The 17,624-nt window shown below is 72.9% G+C and carries 12 protein-coding genes; 3 read left to right on the plus strand and 9 right to left on the minus strand.

What is annotated here, in order from left to right; genetic code table 11:
- Positions 1 to 17 precede the first annotated feature (17 nt).
- The 8 genes from ACIP64_RS02585 to ACIP64_RS02620 all read right to left on the minus strand — a co-directional run bounded on the left by ACIP64_RS02585 (position 18) and on the right by ACIP64_RS02620 (position 12,141).
- Positions 18 to 788 carry an NDP-sugar synthase gene (locus tag ACIP64_RS02585; protein WP_401580844.1) on the minus strand — a complete coding sequence of 257 codons (771 nt, stop codon included), beginning with the start codon at positions 786 to 788 and terminating at the stop codon, positions 18 to 20.
- Between the two features lie 66 nt (positions 789 to 854).
- The gene (locus ACIP64_RS02590; protein WP_401580845.1) at positions 855 to 1,721 is read right to left on the minus strand and encodes a polysaccharide lyase; all 867 of its coding nucleotides are present in this window, start codon (positions 1,719 to 1,721) and stop codon (positions 855 to 857) included.
- Positions 1,722 to 1,800: 79 nt separating this feature from the next.
- Positions 1,801 to 3,816 (minus strand): right-handed parallel beta-helix repeat-containing protein, encoded by a 2,016-nt coding sequence (locus ACIP64_RS02595; protein WP_401580846.1) that lies wholly within the window; start codon positions 3,814 to 3,816, stop codon positions 1,801 to 1,803.
- A 93-nt stretch (positions 3,817 to 3,909) separates the two neighbouring features.
- Positions 3,910 to 5,712: a right-handed parallel beta-helix repeat-containing protein gene (locus ACIP64_RS02600; protein ID WP_401580848.1), complete on the minus strand. Its 1,803-nt coding sequence runs from the start codon at positions 5,710 to 5,712 to the stop codon at positions 3,910 to 3,912.
- Complete coding sequence (locus ACIP64_RS02605) at positions 5,709 to 6,956, minus strand: glycosyltransferase (protein ID WP_401580850.1); 1,248 nt, start codon at positions 6,954 to 6,956, stop codon at positions 5,709 to 5,711. Before ACIP64_RS02605 ends, ACIP64_RS02600 begins: the two co-directional genes overlap by 4 nt.
- A gap of 184 nt (positions 6,957 to 7,140) precedes the next feature.
- Positions 7,141 to 8,037, minus strand: coding sequence for a 2-dehydropantoate 2-reductase N-terminal domain-containing protein (locus ACIP64_RS02610; protein WP_401580851.1), 897 nt, complete (start codon positions 8,035 to 8,037; stop codon positions 7,141 to 7,143).
- Between the two features lie 1,397 nt (positions 8,038 to 9,434).
- Positions 9,435 to 11,474 (minus strand): thioredoxin domain-containing protein, encoded by a 2,040-nt coding sequence (locus ACIP64_RS02615; protein ID WP_401580853.1) that lies wholly within the window; start codon positions 11,472 to 11,474, stop codon positions 9,435 to 9,437.
- A gap of 238 nt (positions 11,475 to 11,712) precedes the next feature.
- The gene (locus ACIP64_RS02620; RefSeq protein ID WP_401580854.1) at positions 11,713 to 12,141 is read right to left on the minus strand and encodes a DUF6086 family protein; all 429 of its coding nucleotides are present in this window, start codon (positions 12,139 to 12,141) and stop codon (positions 11,713 to 11,715) included.
- Positions 12,142 to 12,294: 153 nt separating this feature from the next.
- Between ACIP64_RS02620 and ACIP64_RS02625 the strand changes: the two genes are divergently transcribed.
- The 3 genes from ACIP64_RS02625 (at position 12,295) to ACIP64_RS02635 (ending at position 14,135) form a co-directional block, all read left to right on the plus strand.
- Complete coding sequence (locus ACIP64_RS02625; RefSeq protein ID WP_401580855.1) at positions 12,295 to 12,570, plus strand: hypothetical protein; 276 nt, start codon at positions 12,295 to 12,297, stop codon at positions 12,568 to 12,570.
- Complete coding sequence (locus tag ACIP64_RS02630; protein ID WP_401580857.1) at positions 12,567 to 12,974, plus strand: PIN domain-containing protein; 408 nt, start codon at positions 12,567 to 12,569, stop codon at positions 12,972 to 12,974. Before ACIP64_RS02625 ends, ACIP64_RS02630 begins: the two co-directional genes overlap by 4 nt.
- 162 nt (positions 12,975 to 13,136) lie before the next feature.
- Positions 13,137 to 14,135 carry a helix-turn-helix domain-containing protein gene (locus ACIP64_RS02635; protein ID WP_401580859.1) on the plus strand — a complete coding sequence of 333 codons (999 nt, stop codon included), beginning with the start codon at positions 13,137 to 13,139 and terminating at the stop codon, positions 14,133 to 14,135.
- A 57-nt stretch (positions 14,136 to 14,192) separates the two neighbouring features.
- Here ACIP64_RS02635 and ACIP64_RS02640 read toward each other — a convergent pair whose 3' ends face one another.
- The gene (locus ACIP64_RS02640) at positions 14,193 to 17,600 is read right to left on the minus strand and encodes a S8 family peptidase (RefSeq protein WP_401580861.1); all 3,408 of its coding nucleotides are present in this window, start codon (positions 17,598 to 17,600) and stop codon (positions 14,193 to 14,195) included.
- Between the last annotated feature and the right edge of the window lie 24 nt (positions 17,601 to 17,624).

The raw sequence follows: 17,624 nt of genomic DNA on the forward strand, positions 1-17,624 counted from the left end.
CGGTCCGCGCCCGCCGGCTACACCGCTTCGAGGGAGCGGACCCAGCCGAAGGCGGCCACCTCCTTGGTGGCCTCCTTGAGGTCCTTGGCGTTGTCGACGCCGCGCCAGTAGCCGTTGATGCGGTACGCGGACAGGCGGTTCTGCTCGCACAGCGCGGGGAAGGTGGTGTCCTCGTGGTCGCCGAGGTCGGGCAGGAGGGCGGTGACCTCCGGCTCGAAGAGATAGACGCCGGCGTTGATCCAGTGCGGGAGCACGGGCGCCTCGGTGAAGCTGCTGACCCGGTCGCCGCCGGCCAGCTCGACGATGCCGTACGGGGACTTCAGCGCGGTGACCGCCAGCGTGGCCAGCGCGGACCGCTCGACGTGGGCGCGGGCCAGGTCGCGCAGCGAGAAGCGGGTGAGGATGTCGCCGTTGAGACCGGCCCAGCGCTCTCCGGGGTGCGGCAGGCCGCGGGCGGCGTACTTCAGGCCGCCGCCGCGGCCGAGCGGTTCGTCCTCGACGACGATGCGCACGCGCAGCGGCAGCGGATGGGTGTCCACGTACTCCTGGAGCGCGTCGGCGCGGTAGCCGCAGGAGATGATCACGTCCTCGATGCCCTCGGCGGCCAGCCAGTGCGCCTGGTGCTCGAAGATCGGCCGGCCGGCCACCTCCACCAGGGCCTTGGGGATCCGGTCGGTGTACGGGCGCAGCCTGCTGGCCTGCCCGCCCGCGAGGACGACGGCCTGGCGGACCAGCGGGCCGCCCCATGCGGTGACGGCGGTCGGGGCGGCGTCGTGCGTGGTGGTCATGATGCCTCCTTGAGGGATGCGAACTGCGGTGCTGCGTGCTGCGGTGCTGCGAGGTCGGTGGGACGGTCACACTCCGGGCAGCGGCCCGATGGAGCGGTCGGACACGGCGAAGGCGGCGAACTCGGCGTGCTGGGTGCGCGGCGTCGCCCAGCTCGGGTCCCCGCCGCCGAAGAAGGTCGAGAAGAACACTCCCCCGATGCCGAGCCGGCCGGTCGTCCGGAACTCCAGCCCCCGGCTGAGCAGGACCTGGGCGCCGTCGAGGAACACGGTGACCGAACCGTCCTTGCGCCCCGGGGTGTTGAGGCGCACGGCCTGCTCCACGCAGGCCCACCGGCCGAGCGGCCATCGCCAGTCGCCGCTGCCGAGCGAGGTGCCGTGCTCGACGGAGGTCGGCAGGTACGCGTACACCTCCGCGGTGCCGCCCCGGCGCCACATGTAGCGCGTGGACAGGCCGTCCGAGCCGTCCGGGATGTGCTTGCCGCTGGTGACGGACCCGCCGTACAGGCCGGGCAGCTTGCCGCCCTTGACGAAGTCGAAGTCCGCGGGGAAGCGCACGTAGTACCGCAGGCTGAGCGCGTCGACGGGCCCCGAGCGCAGCGCGAGGTACAGCTGCGCCCCGCCCTCGGGGCTGCCGAAGTCCCGGGCGACGGTCGGACTCGCCGAGCCCGCCGGGTACCGCACCTGGAGCAGCCGGCCCAGCACCGGGTGCGCCTGGGCCGGCAGCCTGACACGGGACAGCCCGAACGAACCGGCGGCGCGGGGCTCCAGCCGCGGCCCGAACACCCGGGCCGCGGAGGCCATGTCCAACGTGGTGTCCCGGCCGGCGGACGGGCCGGCGCCGCGGGCGGAGCGGTCGCTCCCGTACGCGGAGCACGACGCGAGGGCCGCCGCGGCGCAGGCGCCGCCCCCCGCGATGAACAGCCGTCTGTGCATGGTGCCGCTCCTTTCCTGGGCCCGCTCCGCCCGGTGTCCCGCGTGTGCCGTCGTTATCTGCGCTTGTGCTGATGTGACGTCAGGACGTGCTGACGATGCGGTAGTCCACCTCCGCGGTGCCGGACGGCGCGGTGTGCAGCGTCAGCGTGCCGTCGCTGCCCGCACTGCCGGTCGCCACGGTGGCGCCGCCGGCGGTGAGGGCGTACCGGGCCCCGGGGGTGAGTCCGCCGGCCCGGAAGGCCAGGTCCGTCCCGGCCGTCCCCACCGCCACGAGGGCCTGGTACGGCGCCGCGCCGTTCGGCACCCGCGCGGTGGCGGTGCCGCGGCCGGGCAGCACGGCCAGCGGCAGCGGGGTGACGTTCACCGACGAGGTGCCGACCGCTGCGGAGGTCAGGGTCGCGGTACCGCCGGCCGGGGTGAGCGCGGTGGCCATCCCCGGGAAGCCCGCGACCCGGTGGACCGTGCCCCTGCCGCTGGTGAAGGACGCCGAACTGACCTGGTCCAGCTGGACCTTGGTGGTCTGGGCGGCGTTCTTGAAGACCATGCCGCCGGGTGTGACGGCGTCGCCCTTGACGGTGTAGCCGAGCGAGCCGGGCACGGTGTTGCCGTCGAACACGGTGCCGGTGGTGTACTGCGTGAGCACGCCGGAGTCGTAGTCGCCGGTGAAGGTGTTGCCGGTGAAGACCGTGCCGTCGGCCTGGTTGAGCTTGACCGCGTTGCTGCCGGTGGTGTCGAAGACGTTCCCGGTGAAGGTCAGGTCCGTCGGCCGGCCGGTGGCATTGGTGTACGCCGGGAGGTCCGAGCCCTGGTAGGTGAAGACCGCGTACTGCACGCTGTCGGTGACGGTGTTGCCGTACGTGCTGATGTCCTTCGCGCCGACGCTGTAGCGCAGTCCGTACTCGGCCCCGCTCACGGTGTTGTTCCGGATGATGTCGTCGCTGCTGTCGAAGACGGCGATGCCCGCGCCGTTGGGCTGGTCGTGGACGTTGTTGTCCTCGATCACGGTGTCGGTGACCCCGCGGTGGATCATGATGCCGTGCACCTGGTTGTCCGAGGCGTCGGTGTCGCCCGGGGGCAGGTACGGCGGGATGCCGTTGTGGTCGACCTCGTTGCGGGCGATCAGCAGGTGGTCGCAGCGCTGGGAGCAGATGATCCCGTGGTTGCCGTTGTGATGCGAGTGGTTGTCGGTGATGGTCAGGTTGTCGGAGTCGTCGTGCGGGTCCAGTCCGTACGACTTGTTGTGGTCGTACTCGTTCCCGTCGAAGACCATGCCCTGGGCGTTGAACGTGTAGGTGCCCATGTAGTTGTGGTGGAACCGGCTGCGGATCTCCGAGCCGTGGACGTCGAGGGCCGCGCAGGCGTCGAGATGGGCGGCGTCGCAGCCGCGGCCCTTGTACGCCACCCCGTAGCTCTCGGCCGCGTAGTAGCCGAGGTAGCCGAGGTCGCTGTCGACGATGTCCATCCGGGACTCCCGGGGGACCCCGTCGGCGTCGAGGAACGACAGCGCCCGGATGAAGGAGCGGCCGCGCGCGACGGGCGGCGCGTCGTCGGGCACGCTCGGGTCGGTGTCCGGGCCGCCCGCCGCGTCGTCCCAGGAGGTGATGGCGACCGAGTCGATGTCGATCGTGCCGTACTGGGCCGTGATCGAGTTGACGTTGGTCGCCGCGCTGTCGGCCAGGCTGCGCAGCCGCAGCGTGTCCACGTCACCGCCGCCGGCGGCCGACGAGCCGTGCAGGAGGAGGGTCGCGCCGTTCTGCACGACCAGGTCCGCGCTCAGCTCCCAGGTGCGGCTGGCCGCGTCGACCAGCCGCAGCGGCGCCGACGCGCACAGCGAGGCGATGTCCGACAGGCTCGCGGTGCCGGACTGGAGGTAGATCGTGTTGGTGCTCGACGCGTACCGGATCTGCCCCGCGCAGGTCGCCGCCGACACCGGCCCGGCGGACAGCGTGAGCGCGCCGCCGACCAGCACGGTCGTGGTCAGCGTGGCGGTGAGCGCCCGCAGCCGGCGCGGGGCGGTGACGGCAGTGACGGTGGCGGTGGCGGTGGTCGAAGGTCCGCAGCAGGCGGACGTCGTGGGGCGACGGCGGTCTCTCATAGTGCGGCTCCTGTGGTGACCGCCGGGACGGAGCGGCGGCGGGTGGTGGCGGGTGGTGGGACGCGCGGGGCCGCCGTCCGGCGGCCCCGCGGATCAGGCGGTGTTGCGTACGTGCGAGGCGACCTGCGGGGCCGGCGTCCTGCGATGCCTGACCTGGTGGACGGTCTGCATCCCGGCGGCCAGGGTCAGGGCGAGCAGGGCGGCGAATCCGAGCCAGGGGAACGGCGGGAGGGTGACCTGGGTGCGGCCGCTGCGGTGCACGGCGCCGGGCCCGAACAGCGCGATGGGGGCGCGGACCCGGGAGTCGGTGAGATCCATGCGGCCGTCGCGGCCGACCTCGATCCCCTTGCGTTCGGCCAGTACGTCCAGCGCGGTGCCGCTCGCGTGCACACCGGCCGCGAGGTGCAGCCCCCGTCGGGCGCCGCTGATCGTCAGATGGTCGAGCCGGGCCGACGCGCCCAGGTCGACGGCGGTGGTCGCGCCGGACACCGAGCCGCCGGTCACCCGCAGTCCGGGTGACGCGGAGGACAGGCCCTTCCTGGTGGTGCCGCTGACCCGCACGTCGGTGAGTGCCACACCGGAGGTGGTGTCGGAGGCGGTGACCCCGACCCGTCCGCCGCGCACGGTGACGCCCCGCAGCGCCACCTGGCGGGCCTGCCCGTAGACCGTGATCCCCGTGGGGGAATCACTGACAGCTGTCTGACGGATCGTCACATCGGAGCCGGAGACGGCGATACCGCGCTCGAAGCCCTGGACCGTGCCCCCGGTGACGGTGGCGCCGCTGATGCCCGCCGCGAGGCTGATCCCGGTCGCCCCCGTGCTGAAGTGCGGCTCGTCGACGGACACGTCGCTGCCCGCGCCCGAGACGGCCAGGGCGACCGGGGCCCCGTGCACGGTGGCGGTGTCCACGGCGCACTTGGCGCAGGACACCAACCGGATGCCGCCGCCCTGGTCGCCCTGCGAGGTGACGCCGGTGAGCCGCAGGCCGCTCTGGGCCGTGGCCTTGATGCCGCTGCCGCGGTTGCCCGACGTGGCGACGCCGGTCAGGGCGCGGCCGTCGGTGCCTCCGGCGGTCAGGCCGTTGCGGCCGTTGTCCTGCGAGGTCAGGTTCTCGATGACGGTGCCGGCGTCCCTGTTCAGCACCACGCCGTCCTCGAGGGAGCCCTTGACCGTGACGTCCGACAGCTTCACGCCGGTGGATCCGGCCAGCCGCAGGCCCGTGCGGTTGCCCACGAAGGAGGAGCCCGCGGCGGAACCGGTGCTGCCCTTGCCCCAGGTGACGCCGGAGAACCCGCTGAGACCGGGGCCGGAGCCGGGAAGGCCGAACCCGGTGACCGTGCTGTGGCTGAGGTCGAGGCGTCCGCCCGCCCCCATGAGGAGGTACGGGCGGCCGGCGGCGTCCTCGGGCGCGGGCTCCTTGCCGTCCTCGCCGACCGACGCGAGGGTGGCGTCCCGCACCTCCAGCGTGGCCCTGCTGCCGCGGATCCACGTGCCCGAGGCGGCCGTCGAACCCGCGGCGAACAGCACCTTCCCGGTGTCCGGCCCGATCCGCAGGGTGGTGCCGGGCGTGAGCAGCACCGCGGTCCGCACTTCGACGGCGGAGTCCCCGCCGGTCTGCCGGGCGACCCAGTCGTGCCCGGTGTTGGCCGCGAGCCAGCTCAGGGGAACGGCGCCCGCCTGCGGATACAGCCGGCGGACCACGGTGCCCCGGCTGACCAGGGCGACGGTGCCGGGCCTGATCACCATCAGCCGCTCGGGGCGGCCGGTCCGCTCCCAGGCCGCGGCGTCCGGGTCGCCGGCGGCGACCGCGACGGCGGACGGCAGCACGGCGGTCAGCACCGCGGAGGACAGGGCCGTCACCACGGCCACGGCGAGAGTGCGCAGCGCGGTGCTCACGCGACCACCTCCGACTGGGCGGACCGGTCCTGCGCGGGGACCGAGGCCGTACGGACCACGACGCCGTTCTCCACCGAGACCTGGCGGGTGAGCCAGCGCTGCTTGCGGATCGTGGCCAGCGCGCACAGCTTGACCACGGCCATCACGAACGACACCACCACGAAGCCGGGCACCAGGAAGAACGAAGAGGGCTTGCGGACCAAGTGCGGCAGGATCTTCATGGACCGGCTGATCCACCACCAGCCGGCCAGGCACGCCACGAAGAACCAGTCCTCGCGGACGATCGCCAGCGTCATGAAGATCGGCGAGAAGAGCAGCGTGAAGCTGCTGACCCCCTTGTCGACCATGGTGAAGGCCAGGAACGGGTGCCGCCAGACCCAGCGGCGCGACAGGGCCCGCAGGTCCGAGCGCCAGGTGTTGCGGGCCCAGCGCAGCCGCTGCTTGAGGAAGATCCGCACCGTCCCGGGGAAGGTGGACCACACCCGGGCCGAGCGCTGCATGAAGGCCAGGTGGCCGCGCTCCAGGATGAGCGTGGTCAGCCGTTTGTCGTCGCCCGACATGCAGGGCACGCCCATGAACGTCTCGGCCATGAAGTCCTCGGATATCTCCAGCAGCAGCTTCCGCCGGTAGACCGCGGTGCGGCCGGACAGGCAGGAGACCGCGCGGCCCATCCGGGACTGGGCGGCGTTCTCGTCGAAGTACCGGTAGTCCAGGAACATGTCGTTCACGCGCTGGAGGAAGCCCTTGGGGTTGTAGACGTTCTGCCGGGTGCCCACGCCGCCCACCTTCGGGTCGGCGAAGGGCTTGCACGCCTCGGCCGCCACGTCGTCCGCCCAGATCGTGTCGGAGTCGACGAGCGCCACGAGTTCGGTCCGGCACGCCTCCCAGCCGCGCACCAGCGCGTCCCGTTTGCCCGGGACGTCGGTGATGACGACGGTGACGGGATACCGGGCGGCGATGTCCTGGCAGGCCTGGTCGGTGACGTCGATGACCAGGACCACCTCCTCGACGTCGTTCGCCAGCCAGGACTCGATCGCCAGGGCGAAGATCTCGGGGTCCTCTTGATAGACGGGGACGACGATGCTCATGGGCAGCCTGAAGTCGCCCGCCACGGGCCGGTAGAGGGACGCCGGGGCCCGGCGGACCAGCCAGCACGTCCAGCGCACCAGGCCCAGGATGCCGAGCGGGAGGTAGACGAGGTAGTACCGGAAGTCGAGCACGGTGGTGTCGAAGAATCCGCTCATGTGCCTGTTCTCGTGATGGGCGGTGCGACAGCTTGCTTGAGGTGGGGCGAGCGGGGCCGGGGCCCGGGAGGGGAGTGTCCTCGGTCCTGGGGGGTCGGCCGGGACCGGGACGCCCGGGCCCCGGCGGCTTCCGGGGCCGGGCCCGCCGGGGCGTGCGCCACGCCGCGGGGCGTGGCCGGCCGCCCTACGCGACGTCGGCCGTGAGGGCGTCCGCCTCCTGGTCGACCTTCTCGGCGAGGGTGTCGTTGACGGCGACGACGGCACGCAGCAGCGGCATGTCCAGGCCGATCGTGTCGGCCAGGCCGAGGAAGCCCTGCGTGTCCTTGGGCAGGCACACCCCGCCGTAGGGGGCGCCGCCGCGGATGCCGTACAGCGGGTTGTAGGAACCCTCGGCGGAGCGGGCCACGGTCTGCGCGATGGGATCGAGGTCCAGGCCGAGCGACTGGCTGACCAGCCACATCTCGTTCCAGAAGCTGATCTTCGTCGCGTTGTAGATGTTGTGCGCGCACTTGACGAACTCGGCCTCCGCCGGGTCCGAGAAGAAGCGCATCTCCCCGCCGAAGGGCAGCAGCAGTTCGGCCAGCCGCTCCCGGGTCCGCGCGCTGCGCGAGGCGATCACGGTCATCCAGGGGTAGCGGAAGTCCTCGACGGCGGAGGCCGCCCGCAGGAACTCCGGGTTGCTGGCGAGCATGAAGTCCTCGCCCAGGCGGCCGCCCGAGTACTTCTCCAGCAGCGGCTGGACGAGCCCCTCGGCGGTGCCCGGCGGCACGGTGGAGCGGACCACGACGATGTGCTTCTCCGCCGCGTCCGCCAGCGCCTCGCCCACCGAGGTGGAACCCGCCTCGAACGCGGACAGGTCGTAGCGGTGCCCGACGTTGGGCGTCGGGAGGGTGAGGAAGAGGAAAGCGCCGGGTTCGGCGCGCAGGTCCAGGGTGTCGCGTGCGTCGAGTCCTTCCGAACGCAACTGGTCTATCCGCTGCGGCAGGACATCGATGAATGTCACCTCGTGACCGGCATGGAGAAAACCCTTGCCGGTGGCGGTGCCGACAACTCCGGAACCGACGATGAAGATTCTGGCCATGGGACTGCCTCCTGATGGGACCTTGACGGGAAACGCGTGGCGCCGACATCAGCGTGGAATACATGTGAAGCGCGGGTGAACGAACAGCCGGGACGAATGGATCCGCCGTTCCCGGCCCACCGCCCCCGGTCCACCGGTCACGGCGGAAGGGGGGCACGACGGAGCGGGAGCCGCCCCGCCGCCCGGGGACACGGAGCGACGCGCGGTGAGGTGACGGCCGGTTGCTTCCGGTCGGGTCCGACGGGCCCGCGGCACGCCGGGCACCCGTACGGGCAGCCGGGAGACATCGCCGAGGCGTCGGCCGGTGCGGCGTACCAGCCCGCACCACCCCGCCTGCCAGTGGTTTTCCCCCGCCGCACGGGACGCCGGACGCGGATACGGAACGCCGGACGCGACCCGGCCGGCTCACCGCGCCGGTGTCGCCCCCCGGCCCGGCGGGGACCACTGACAGCGGCCGGTACGGCCGCGCTTGCGGAGCCGGCAGCTGTTCGCCGCCTTCGGCACCGTGCATTCCGGACCACGCGGCGCCGCACCCCAAGCGGCCCCGCACCCGTGAATCGTGAGTGCCATCGAGCACTCACCCCCCCTCCGAGTCGGAGTAAGAAAGTTATACAGGGGCCCCGGAAGCCCGCGGGTAAAAGAGTTTGTTACGGGCACATGTTGTCCAGATGACGCGCCGGACTCCCCCGTTTTCTGACACTCCGCCAGAAGTGCTTCTGCGTAAGCGACTTCAAGATCGCCGGCGCGGCCCCGTTCGGGACTCCCCGGAAAAGGCGGCGCCCCGAGGAAATCGACGGCCGGACAGGGCCGCAAAACAAAAAGAGAACTCCCGTGCATTGCGGACCCTTTACGGAATACACGCCCGGCACTCCGCGCGCCTTTACATTTCCCCGTCGCGCGCATCGGGCCGGCCGCGCGTGCGGCACCGCGCGGCCGGCGGCCGGACGCAGGGCCGCCCGACCTGCGGTCGGCCTCCGGTGCGGCGGCGGCCCGCCGTCCGCGGCGCGGGGCGGCCGGCACCGCCGCGAATGAGGGCGTCCGCGCCCGGCCACAGGGTGCCGAATACCAACGGGAAGCAGACACTCCGCCGGAACCCGGACATGGCGCCCGTTCGGTACGTAGGGCACCAGTTCGGCGGGCGAAAACCCGCACTCAATTCCCGGCGGACCCCCGGGGACGCAGGGGCCGCGCCCCACAGCGCGTCACCGACAGTGAGCACTGCGCAGTTGCCGCCCGGTTACCGGCACCGCCCCACGCGTCATGATCACCCACTCCCGCCGGCCATGTCCGGAACCGGACACTTTCCGCCGGATGCCCCGCAACCGCATCACATATCGACTGATAACCCATCAAATCACCCGACGAAAGGGGCACATGACGTCGTGACGCGGTCCCGTTCAGCGCGCGCCGAGCTGCTCCGCCAGCGCCCCGGGGTCGGCGGTCGGCGCCGCGCACACGAAGTGCCTGCAGACATAGGCGGCCGGGCGGTCACCGAGCAAGGGGCGGTCGGCCAGCAGGGCGTACTCGTCGCCCCCGGGCGACCCGACGGCGACCACCGCGCCCGGGGCGGTGCCCAGCAGCGCCACGCGGTGCAGCGCCGCCGTTCCGGCATCGCCCGCCGGACCCACCACGGCGACCTCGCGGGGACCGTCGAGGGCCGCCTCGGCGACCGCCAGACCCCAGCCGATGAACCGCGGCACCCGGCCCGCGAGGGCACCCACGACCCCGAGCGCCCGCTCGGCGGCCTCGCGGTGCCGGTCGGACCCGGTGTACGCGGCGTACGACAGCAGGGCCCCGGCCGCGGCCGTCCAGCCCGAGGGCGCGGCGTTGTCGGTCGGGTCCTGGGGCCGGCGGATCAGCGCCTCCGCGTCGTCCGCGGTGTCGTAGAGCGCCCCGGCCTCGCCGGTGAAGTGCCGCAGCACGGAGTCGAGCAGCAGCCCGGCGAAGTCCAGCCACACGCCCTCGCCGGTCACCGCGGTGAGCGCCAGGAAGCCCTCCGCGACGTCCGCGTAGTCCTCCAGCACACCGGCGTTGACACCCACCACGCCGTCCCGCGAGGTACGGGCCAGCCGGCCGTGCTCGTCCATGTGCACCCGCACCAGCAGGTCGGCGGCCGCCACGGCCGCCGCGACCAGGTCCGGCCGCCCGAAGTACGCACCGGTCTCGGCCAGCGCAGCGATCGCCAGCCCGTTCCACGCGGCGACGACCTTGTCGTCACGGCCGGGGCGCGGACGGGCCTCGCGCGCGGTGAAGAGCCGTTCGCGCACCGAGGCGATGCGCTCGGTGCTGTGGCTGTCCGCCGGCCCGGCGTCGGCGGGCAGCCGCAGCACGGACGCGCCCTCCTCGAAGGTGCCCTCCTCCGTCACCCCGAAGTGCGCGGCGGCGAGCGCCGCGTCCGCCGGGCCGAGCACGTCCGCCAGCTCCTCGGGCGTCCAGACGTAGAACGCCCCCTCGCCGTGGCCGCCGCCCGGCTTGTCGCTGTCGGCGTCGAGCGCGGAGGCGAACCCGCCCTCGTGGGTGCGCAGTTCGCGGACGAGGAAGTCGGCGGTCTCCAGGGCGACCCGGCGCGCCAGGCCGGAGCCGGTGGCACGCCACAGGTGGGCGTAGACCCGGCACAGCAGGGCGTTGTCATAGAGCATCTTCTCGAAGTGCGGCGTCACCCACTCCCGGTCCACGGAGTAGCGCGCGAAACCGCCGCCGAGCTGGTCGTAGATGCCGCCGCGGGCCATCGCCTCGCAGGTGTCCGCGGCCATCTGGAGCGCGCCCTCGGAGCCGGTGCGCGCGTGGTGCCGCAGCAGGAACTCCAGGGCCATCGACGGCGGGAACTTGGGCGCGCCGCCGAACCCGCCGTGCGTGGCGTCGTAGTCCCGGGTCAGCCCGAGCAGCGCCGCGGCGAGTTCCTGCTCCCCCGGCGCGGTCGTCCCGGCGAAGGCCGCGGAACGCGCGCCCAGGTCCTTCACGATGCTCGCCGCGACCTCGCCGACCTCGTCGCGGCGCTCCCGCCAGGCCGCCTCGACGCCCTCCAGCACCTGCCGGAACGAGGGCATGCCGTGCCGCGGGGCCGGCGGGAAGTAGGTGCCGAAGTAGAACGGCTCGCCCTGCGGGGTCAGGAACACCGTCATCGGCCAGCCGCCCTGCCCGGTGGCGGCCTGCACGGCCTCCATGTAGACGGCGTCGACGTCGGGCCGCTCCTCGCGGTCGACCTTCACCGACACGAAGTGCTCGTTGAGGTACGCGGCGGTCTCCTCGTCCTCGAAGGACTCGCCGGCCATGACGTGGCACCAGTGGCAACTGCTGTACCCCACGCTGAGCAGCACCGGCACCCCGCGCTCCCGCGCCTGCGCGAAGGCCTCCTCGCCCCAGGGCCACCAGTGCACGGGGTTGTCGGCGTGCTGGAGCAGATACGGCGAGGTCGCGTCGGCGAGACGGTTCGGCATGCCCCCATCCTTGCCCATCACGACGGCGCGGACCCACACCCCGTGCCGACCGCGCCGCCCCGCTCCGTCCGGCAGCAGGACGGCCGGGCCGCCCGTCGCCCCGGCCGAGGCACCGGGCCCGTCGCGAGTGGAACCCGCCCCTCGACGACGCCCGTACCGCCCGCGACCCGCCACTGGACGAGGCCGCGGGAACTCCCGCGACTGCGCTGCCATCCCGCCGGTACCGGTCGGTGTTCCGTCAACGCGGCATGGCGCGGCTGATTTCCCGCACGCGTTCCCGGAGCTGCCTTCTCGCGCGGCCATGGTCAACCAGATCGGGGGGCACGGGGACCTGGACATCCCGCTCGCCCTGCGCCGCGACACCCGGTTCCGCCCGCTCCAGATCGACGGCGGCCCCCTCCGCGAGAGCCAGCACCGTGGCGACGAAGCCCTCGGAAAGCACCAGGACGACGGCGTGCCGGGCCCGCCGGTGCCATGCCAGAAGAGCGGAGGCGAAGACCGCGAACGCTACCGGTTCGACCTGGCACTCGTCGTTCTCCATCGGGCCGATTCCACCGGGAAGACCCAGCTCCGCCTCAAAAACAGCCAGCTGCCCGAGGAACAGTCGAGTCGCCCCGTTCGACGGATTCCACAGCGTCTCGTCACCGAGGTTGAAGTGCTGGCTCATTCCCACCCCCTCCGCACATGAAGCACGAGCCTAACGAGCCGGGCTCCTGGCAGGTGCGGCAGAGACCACGTGGCAGACCCATGGCTTGCGGGGTGCACCCGGGTGAGGCCGCCGCCCCGGAACTGTAATAGTTCTTGTCGTACACTTGGTCCCGTGAAGACGAACCGAACCGGATCGACCGAGAACATCTCCGTGTCCTTGCCGTCGGAACTGGTCGGAGCATTGCGCGCGCGTGCCGGCCGACGTGGCGTGTCCGCCTACATCACCGAGGCGGTCCGGCACCAGCTCGCCATGGACGGTCTGGCCGAGATCGTCGCCGACCACGAGGCCGAGCACGGCGCGCTCACCGATCAGGAGATCGAGGCGGCGCACCGTGAACTCTTCGGCGAAGAACAGCAGTCCCGCGAAACCGGACCGAACGCCGCGTGAAGGAGCCCGCAGCGCGATCGCTGGTCCTCGACTCCCAGGCGCTGTCCCTTCTGCTCGGCAATGACCGGCGGACGGTCACCCGCATCGAGGCATCCCGCCGGGCGGGTGTGCCGGTCCTCGTCTCCGTTCTCACCGTGGTCGAGGCCGTCCACGCCAAAACGGATGTCGCGCGGCTCGACTGGATCCTCTCCCGGCTCCAGGTCGAGCAGGTCAGCCAAGCAGACTCGATGACCGCCGTACGCCTGCTGCTGGATGCGGGCGGCCTGCACGGGCACAAGTACGCGATCGACGCCCTCGTCGCCGCGCTGGCCCTGCGCTCCCCGGCCCCTGTTCTGGTCCTCACCTCTGACCGTGACGACTGGTCGCAGTTGTGCGGGAGCCGCGTGGGTACCGTCGACGTCTGACGGGCCCGAGCTGCCGCGCCCCCGGGCCGACGCGAACGCCTCCCCTCTCCCGGCCCACCCGGCACCGTCGGGCGGTTGCCCGCGGCAACGGACGTTGTCCCCGGGCGGATGTGCTGATGAAATCGACCGCCGGACGACACCCGCGGTGAAGGGAGGGGCGAGATGCTGGAGACGGTGGGCCTCACGGCAGCCGAGGGCGATGTGTACCGCCTGCTGCTCGTCGCCGAGTCGGCGTCGGCCGAGGCGCTCTCCGGCCGCTGCGGCCTCGACGCCGCCGCGGTCCGGCGGCTGCTGCTCACGCTGGAGGCCAAGGGACTGGCGTACCCGGTGGAGGACAGTCCCGGCTGGTTCGCGGCCATCCCGCCGGAGGTCGCCCTCGTGCCGCGGCTGCAGCGCCACTCCGAGGCCCTGGACCGCACGCGGGCGGCCGTCGTCGAGATGGTGCAGACGTACCAGCGCGCCGCGCGGACCCGGGTCGGGGGCGAGGCGGTCGAGATCATCAGCGGTGCGGCCGCCCTGCGCCAGCGGCTGCGGCAGCTCCAGGACGGCAGCCGCCACGAGATGACATGGTTCTGCAAGGCCGGTTATGTGGCCATGTCCCCGGAGAGCAACCAGGAGCAGTTCGCGGCGCACGCGCGGGGCGTGCTCTACCGGGTCCTGTACGAGCAGGCGTACTTCGACGACCCCGGTTCGGTCGACAACGTCGTCACCGGGGTGCGCGCCGGCGAGACCGCGCGTGCCGTGCCCCGGCTGCCGCTGCGGATGGCGATCGCCGACCGGTCGGTGGCCGTCCTGCCGCTGGCCTCCTCCGCCGGACCCGGCAACCCCAAGGAGCTCACGGCGGCGCTGGTGCGGGAGAGCAGCCTGCTGGAGGCGCTGATCGACCTGTTCGAGCGCTACTGGGAGGTCGGCGCCCCGCTCCGGGTGACGGAGGAGGGGCGGATCGGCGGCGCGGGCCCCGAGGAACCGGCGCCGCTGGCCGCCGAGGACCGGCACCTGCTGTCGCTGATGGTCGCCGGCCTGACCGACGAGGCGATCGCCGGGCAGCTCCGCGTGAGCAAGCGCACCGTCCAGCGCCGCGTCCAGGGGCTGATGGGCCTCGCGGGCGTCGCCACCCGCATGCAGCTGGGCTGGCACGCGGCACGCCGCGACTGGCTCTGAGAGACCGGGCGGACGGCGGACGGGCCCGCCGGAACGTCTCCGGCGGGCCCGCGCCCACTACTTGAGCAGGTACGCCCTGATCACCGTCTGCCGGAAGGAGTTGCCCGCGGCGTCCTTGACGTACGTGCGCAGGCTGACCGATCCGCCCGCGGCACGGCGCGGGCTGTCCACGGTCACGGTGCGGTGCGTGCCCGAGCCCTTGACCGCGGCCGGCTGCCAGGTCCTGCCCTCGTCGTAGGAGACCTCGGCCGTGAAGGTGCGGACGGGCGACTCCGCGGCGCCCACCGCACGCTGGACCAGGACCGGGATGTCGAGCCGCTTGCCCGCAACGGCCCGGTTCCACTCGTCCAGTTCCGGCGCCATGCGCACCGCGTACAGCGGCAGCGCCTGCCGTGCCGACGGGGTCTGCGACCGGAAGCCCCACTCGGCCCGCAGATGTGTGGAGACGGCGCTGAGCGGGGCCAGGTCGCGGTCCTGGTCGAGCGTCAGCCGGTAGTCGGCGGGCGTGGTGTCGGTGGGCACCGCCGCGTAGCCGTAGAAGTACGGGACGGTCTCACCGTTCCGCCGCAGCTCCCACTTCGGCTCGTTGACGGAGGACGTCGCGGCCACCAGGTCGAGGTTCCCGTTGGCGGCGTCCTGGATCGCGAACACCATGTCGTCGCCCTCGCGGTAGGTGTTCACCTCCTCGGGGGAGAAGCCGGCGGCCTGCACTCCCTGGTTCCAGTGCTCCTCGACCCGGGAGCCGGCCTTGTAGCCGTGGATGGTGCTGAGGTAGCTCTGCCCGCGCGGGCTGTCGGGGTCGAAGAAGTTCCACTGGTCGAAGGCGGCCGACCAGCGCAGCCCGTCGGCCGCGGAGAACCAGTCGACCCGCCGCTCGGGGACCGTCAGTCCCTGCATCCGGTGCGAGGTGAACCGGACGTTGTCGACGTACATGTAGATGAAGCGGGCCGCGGTGGTCCCCGGGGCGGTGGCGGCGAAGGTGCTGGTCACCCGGGCCAGTTCCGACCGGTGGGGGCGGTAGCCGGGGTCCGCGGGGATCTGGCCGTGCACCGGCCGGGTCAGGTAGTAGGCGGACGAGGGGTTGCCGTCGTCGGCCGCGGGCTCGCCCCAGATGGAGCTGACCAGGTAGGTGAACGCCGAGTGCCTGGCGCGCGCTGTCGGCGTCGCGTACAGGCCCGCGATGTGGTCGTCGCCGATGGCGTTGTTCACGGTGACGGAGAGCAGTTCGTCGTGCAGGCCGATGGTGCCGACCTCGGTGGAGATGATGCGCGCCGACCGGCTGGGGGCCGAGATCGTGACGGGCTTCGCCTTCCGGGCGTCGATGGTGACGGCGCGGTCGGCGGTGGCCACTACCTCGGGGTCGCCGACCACGACGCACTCGGTGAAGTCGGCGTTGAAGAAGAAGCCGGTCACGGAGTAGGTGTCGTTCGGCAGCCGGAACGTGGTGCTGCCCTTGCCGAGCAGTTCCTGCTCGTAGGCCTTGCCGTCGGCCGATTCGACGAGCAGGTAGGCGTTGTCGGGGGCAGCGCCCGCGCGGTTCTTCAGGGTGATGCGCAGGTCGTGGGACGGCTGCTCCAGGTCCATGCCGAACGGGACGCGGACGGAGACCCCGCCGTCCGCGGAGACCGCGCTCACCACGCCGCTGTAGGCGGCGTAGAGCGTGGTGGCCTCCGGGGTCACGGTGAGGGTGGCCTCCGCGGTCCCGTGCGCGGGCACGGTGACCGTGTCGGTGCTGAGCCGGAAGAGGCCGGCGGGCGCGGGCTGGTCGAGCCTGCCGGTGCTCGCGTTCTGCCGGAGCCGGAGGGTGACGGGCGCGGCGCCCGGGTTGCGGTAGGTGATCTTCCGGCTCACCGGCGGCCGCTGGGCGTCGGTCCAGCGGACCAGCCCGAAGTCCAGCGCGGCGGCATCCGCGCCGACCTCCTGGTCGACGGCGCGTGCGACGTCCACGCGCCCGGCGCCCTGGTAGTAGGCGCCGTGCTCCTTGGCACCGGTCGCCGACTGCATCAGCTGCCGCTTGACCTGCTCCGCGGTCCAGTCCGGGTGCTGCTGGAAGAGGACGGCGGCGGCTCCCGCCACGTGCGGCGTGGCCATGGACGTGCCGTCCATCGTGATGTAGCCGTCCTCGGCGGTGGTTCCGCCGGCCCGGGCGGCCACGATGCCGACGCCGGGGGCGATGACGTCCGGCTTGAGGCCGGAGTCGCCGGTCCGCGGGCCGACCGAGCTGAAGACGGCGCGGTCGTCGTCGGTCTCGGCGGCGCCGACGGCCAGCGCGCGGTCCGCGGAGGCGGGCGAGGAGACCTTGCTGCCGGAGCCGTTGTTGCCGGCCGCGGCCACCACCAGGACGCCGTAGTCACGGCTGACGGTGTCGACCATCGCCTCGACGGCGTCGGTCTCCGCGGTGTCCGTGTCGCCCAGGCTGAGGTTGATCACCTTGGCGCCGTGCTGGGCGGCCCAGGCCAGTCCCTCGATGATGGCGGAGTTGTCGCAGTTGCCGTCCGCGGTGCACACCTTGCCGGACAGGATGCGCACGCCGGGGGCCACGCCCTTCCAGCGGCCCGCGGAGAGCGCGCCGGAACCGGCGATGGTCGAGGTCACGTGGGTGCCGTGGCCCATCAGGTCGTCGGTGTTCGGCTCGCCGGTGAAGTTCGCCGACTCGGTGACCACGCCCGCCAGGTCCGGGTGGTTCGGGTCGTAACCGGTGTCGAGCACCGCGACCTTGACGCCGTTGCCCGTCCAGCCCTTCTCCCAGGCGTGGGGGGCGCCGATGCGCGGCACGGAATCCTCGGCCTGGACCCTGGACCGGCCGTCGAGCCACACCCGGCGCACGCCCGCGCCCAGGGACGTGACGTCCGCCCGGCCGGGGGCGATGCCCCGCCAGAACCGCGCGGCGTCCTCGGGGCGTTCGGCCAGCGTCGCGAAGGAGGTCCCGTTGACGGCGTCGACGCGCTCGGCCCCGGCCGTGGCGAGCCGGCGTTCGGCGGTGCCCGCGTCGCCCGCGTACTGGACGATCAGCGGCAGGGCCGGGCGCTCCGCGTACTTGCCCCTGACCAGGGCCGAGACGTTGAACAGCGCCGTGTCGAGGCGGCCGGTGGCCAGCAGGGGGAGGGCGTCGGCGGGTATCACCGTCCAGTCGCGGCCCTGCTGCCGCTTGACGAACGTGATGTGCTCGCGCCCCGCGGCGGGCTCGGCGCTGACGCTCTGCCGGCCCGCGGGGTCCGTCTCCAGCGTGACCCGGTCACCGGTGATCAGGGTGACCTGGTGCCGGGTGACCCCGGCCGCCGGCCCGGCGGCCCGGTCCTGTGCGCCGGGCTGTCCCGCGGCCGGCGCGGCGCCCCGGCCGGTGTCCTGGGCCGCGCCGGGCGTCGCCGTCAGACCCGCCAGCAGCGCCGTGAGGGCGGCGGCCGCCATGTAGCGCGGTCGCGGGCTCCGGACCCTCGGCCGCCACCTGCTGTTCATGTGTCTCATGGCGAGTCAGCATGTCGCCGCGGA

This window comes from Streptomyces sp. NPDC088733 (genome assembly GCF_044751185.1).
Classification (GTDB): domain Bacteria; phylum Actinomycetota; class Actinomycetes; order Streptomycetales; family Streptomycetaceae; genus Actinacidiphila.

Coding starts and splice junctions, on each gene's coding strand:
- ACIP64_RS02595 (WP_401580846.1), bottom strand. CDS start 3,816: ATGAGAGACCGCCGTCGCCCCACGACGTCCGCCTGCTGCGGACCTTCG.
- ACIP64_RS02590 (WP_401580845.1), bottom strand. CDS start 1,721: ATGCACAGACGGCTGTTCATCGCGGGGGGCGGCGCCTGCGCCGCGGCG.
- ACIP64_RS02635 (WP_401580859.1), top strand. CDS start 13,137: ATGCTGGAGACGGTGGGCCTCACGGCAGCCGAGGGCGATGTGTACCGC.
- ACIP64_RS02615 (WP_401580853.1), bottom strand. CDS start 11,474: ATGCCGAACCGTCTCGCCGACGCGACCTCGCCGTATCTGCTCCAGCAC.
- ACIP64_RS02610 (WP_401580851.1), bottom strand. CDS start 8,037: ATGGCCAGAATCTTCATCGTCGGTTCCGGAGTTGTCGGCACCGCCACC.
- ACIP64_RS02605 (WP_401580850.1), bottom strand. CDS start 6,956: ATGAGCGGATTCTTCGACACCACCGTGCTCGACTTCCGGTACTACCTC.
- ACIP64_RS02585 (WP_401580844.1), bottom strand. CDS start 788: ATGACCACCACGCACGACGCCGCCCCGACCGCCGTCACCGCATGGGGC.
- ACIP64_RS02640 (WP_401580861.1), bottom strand. CDS start 17,600: ATGAGACACATGAACAGCAGGTGGCGGCCGAGGGTCCGGAGCCCGCGA.
- ACIP64_RS02620 (WP_401580854.1), bottom strand. CDS start 12,141: ATGAGCCAGCACTTCAACCTCGGTGACGAGACGCTGTGGAATCCGTCG.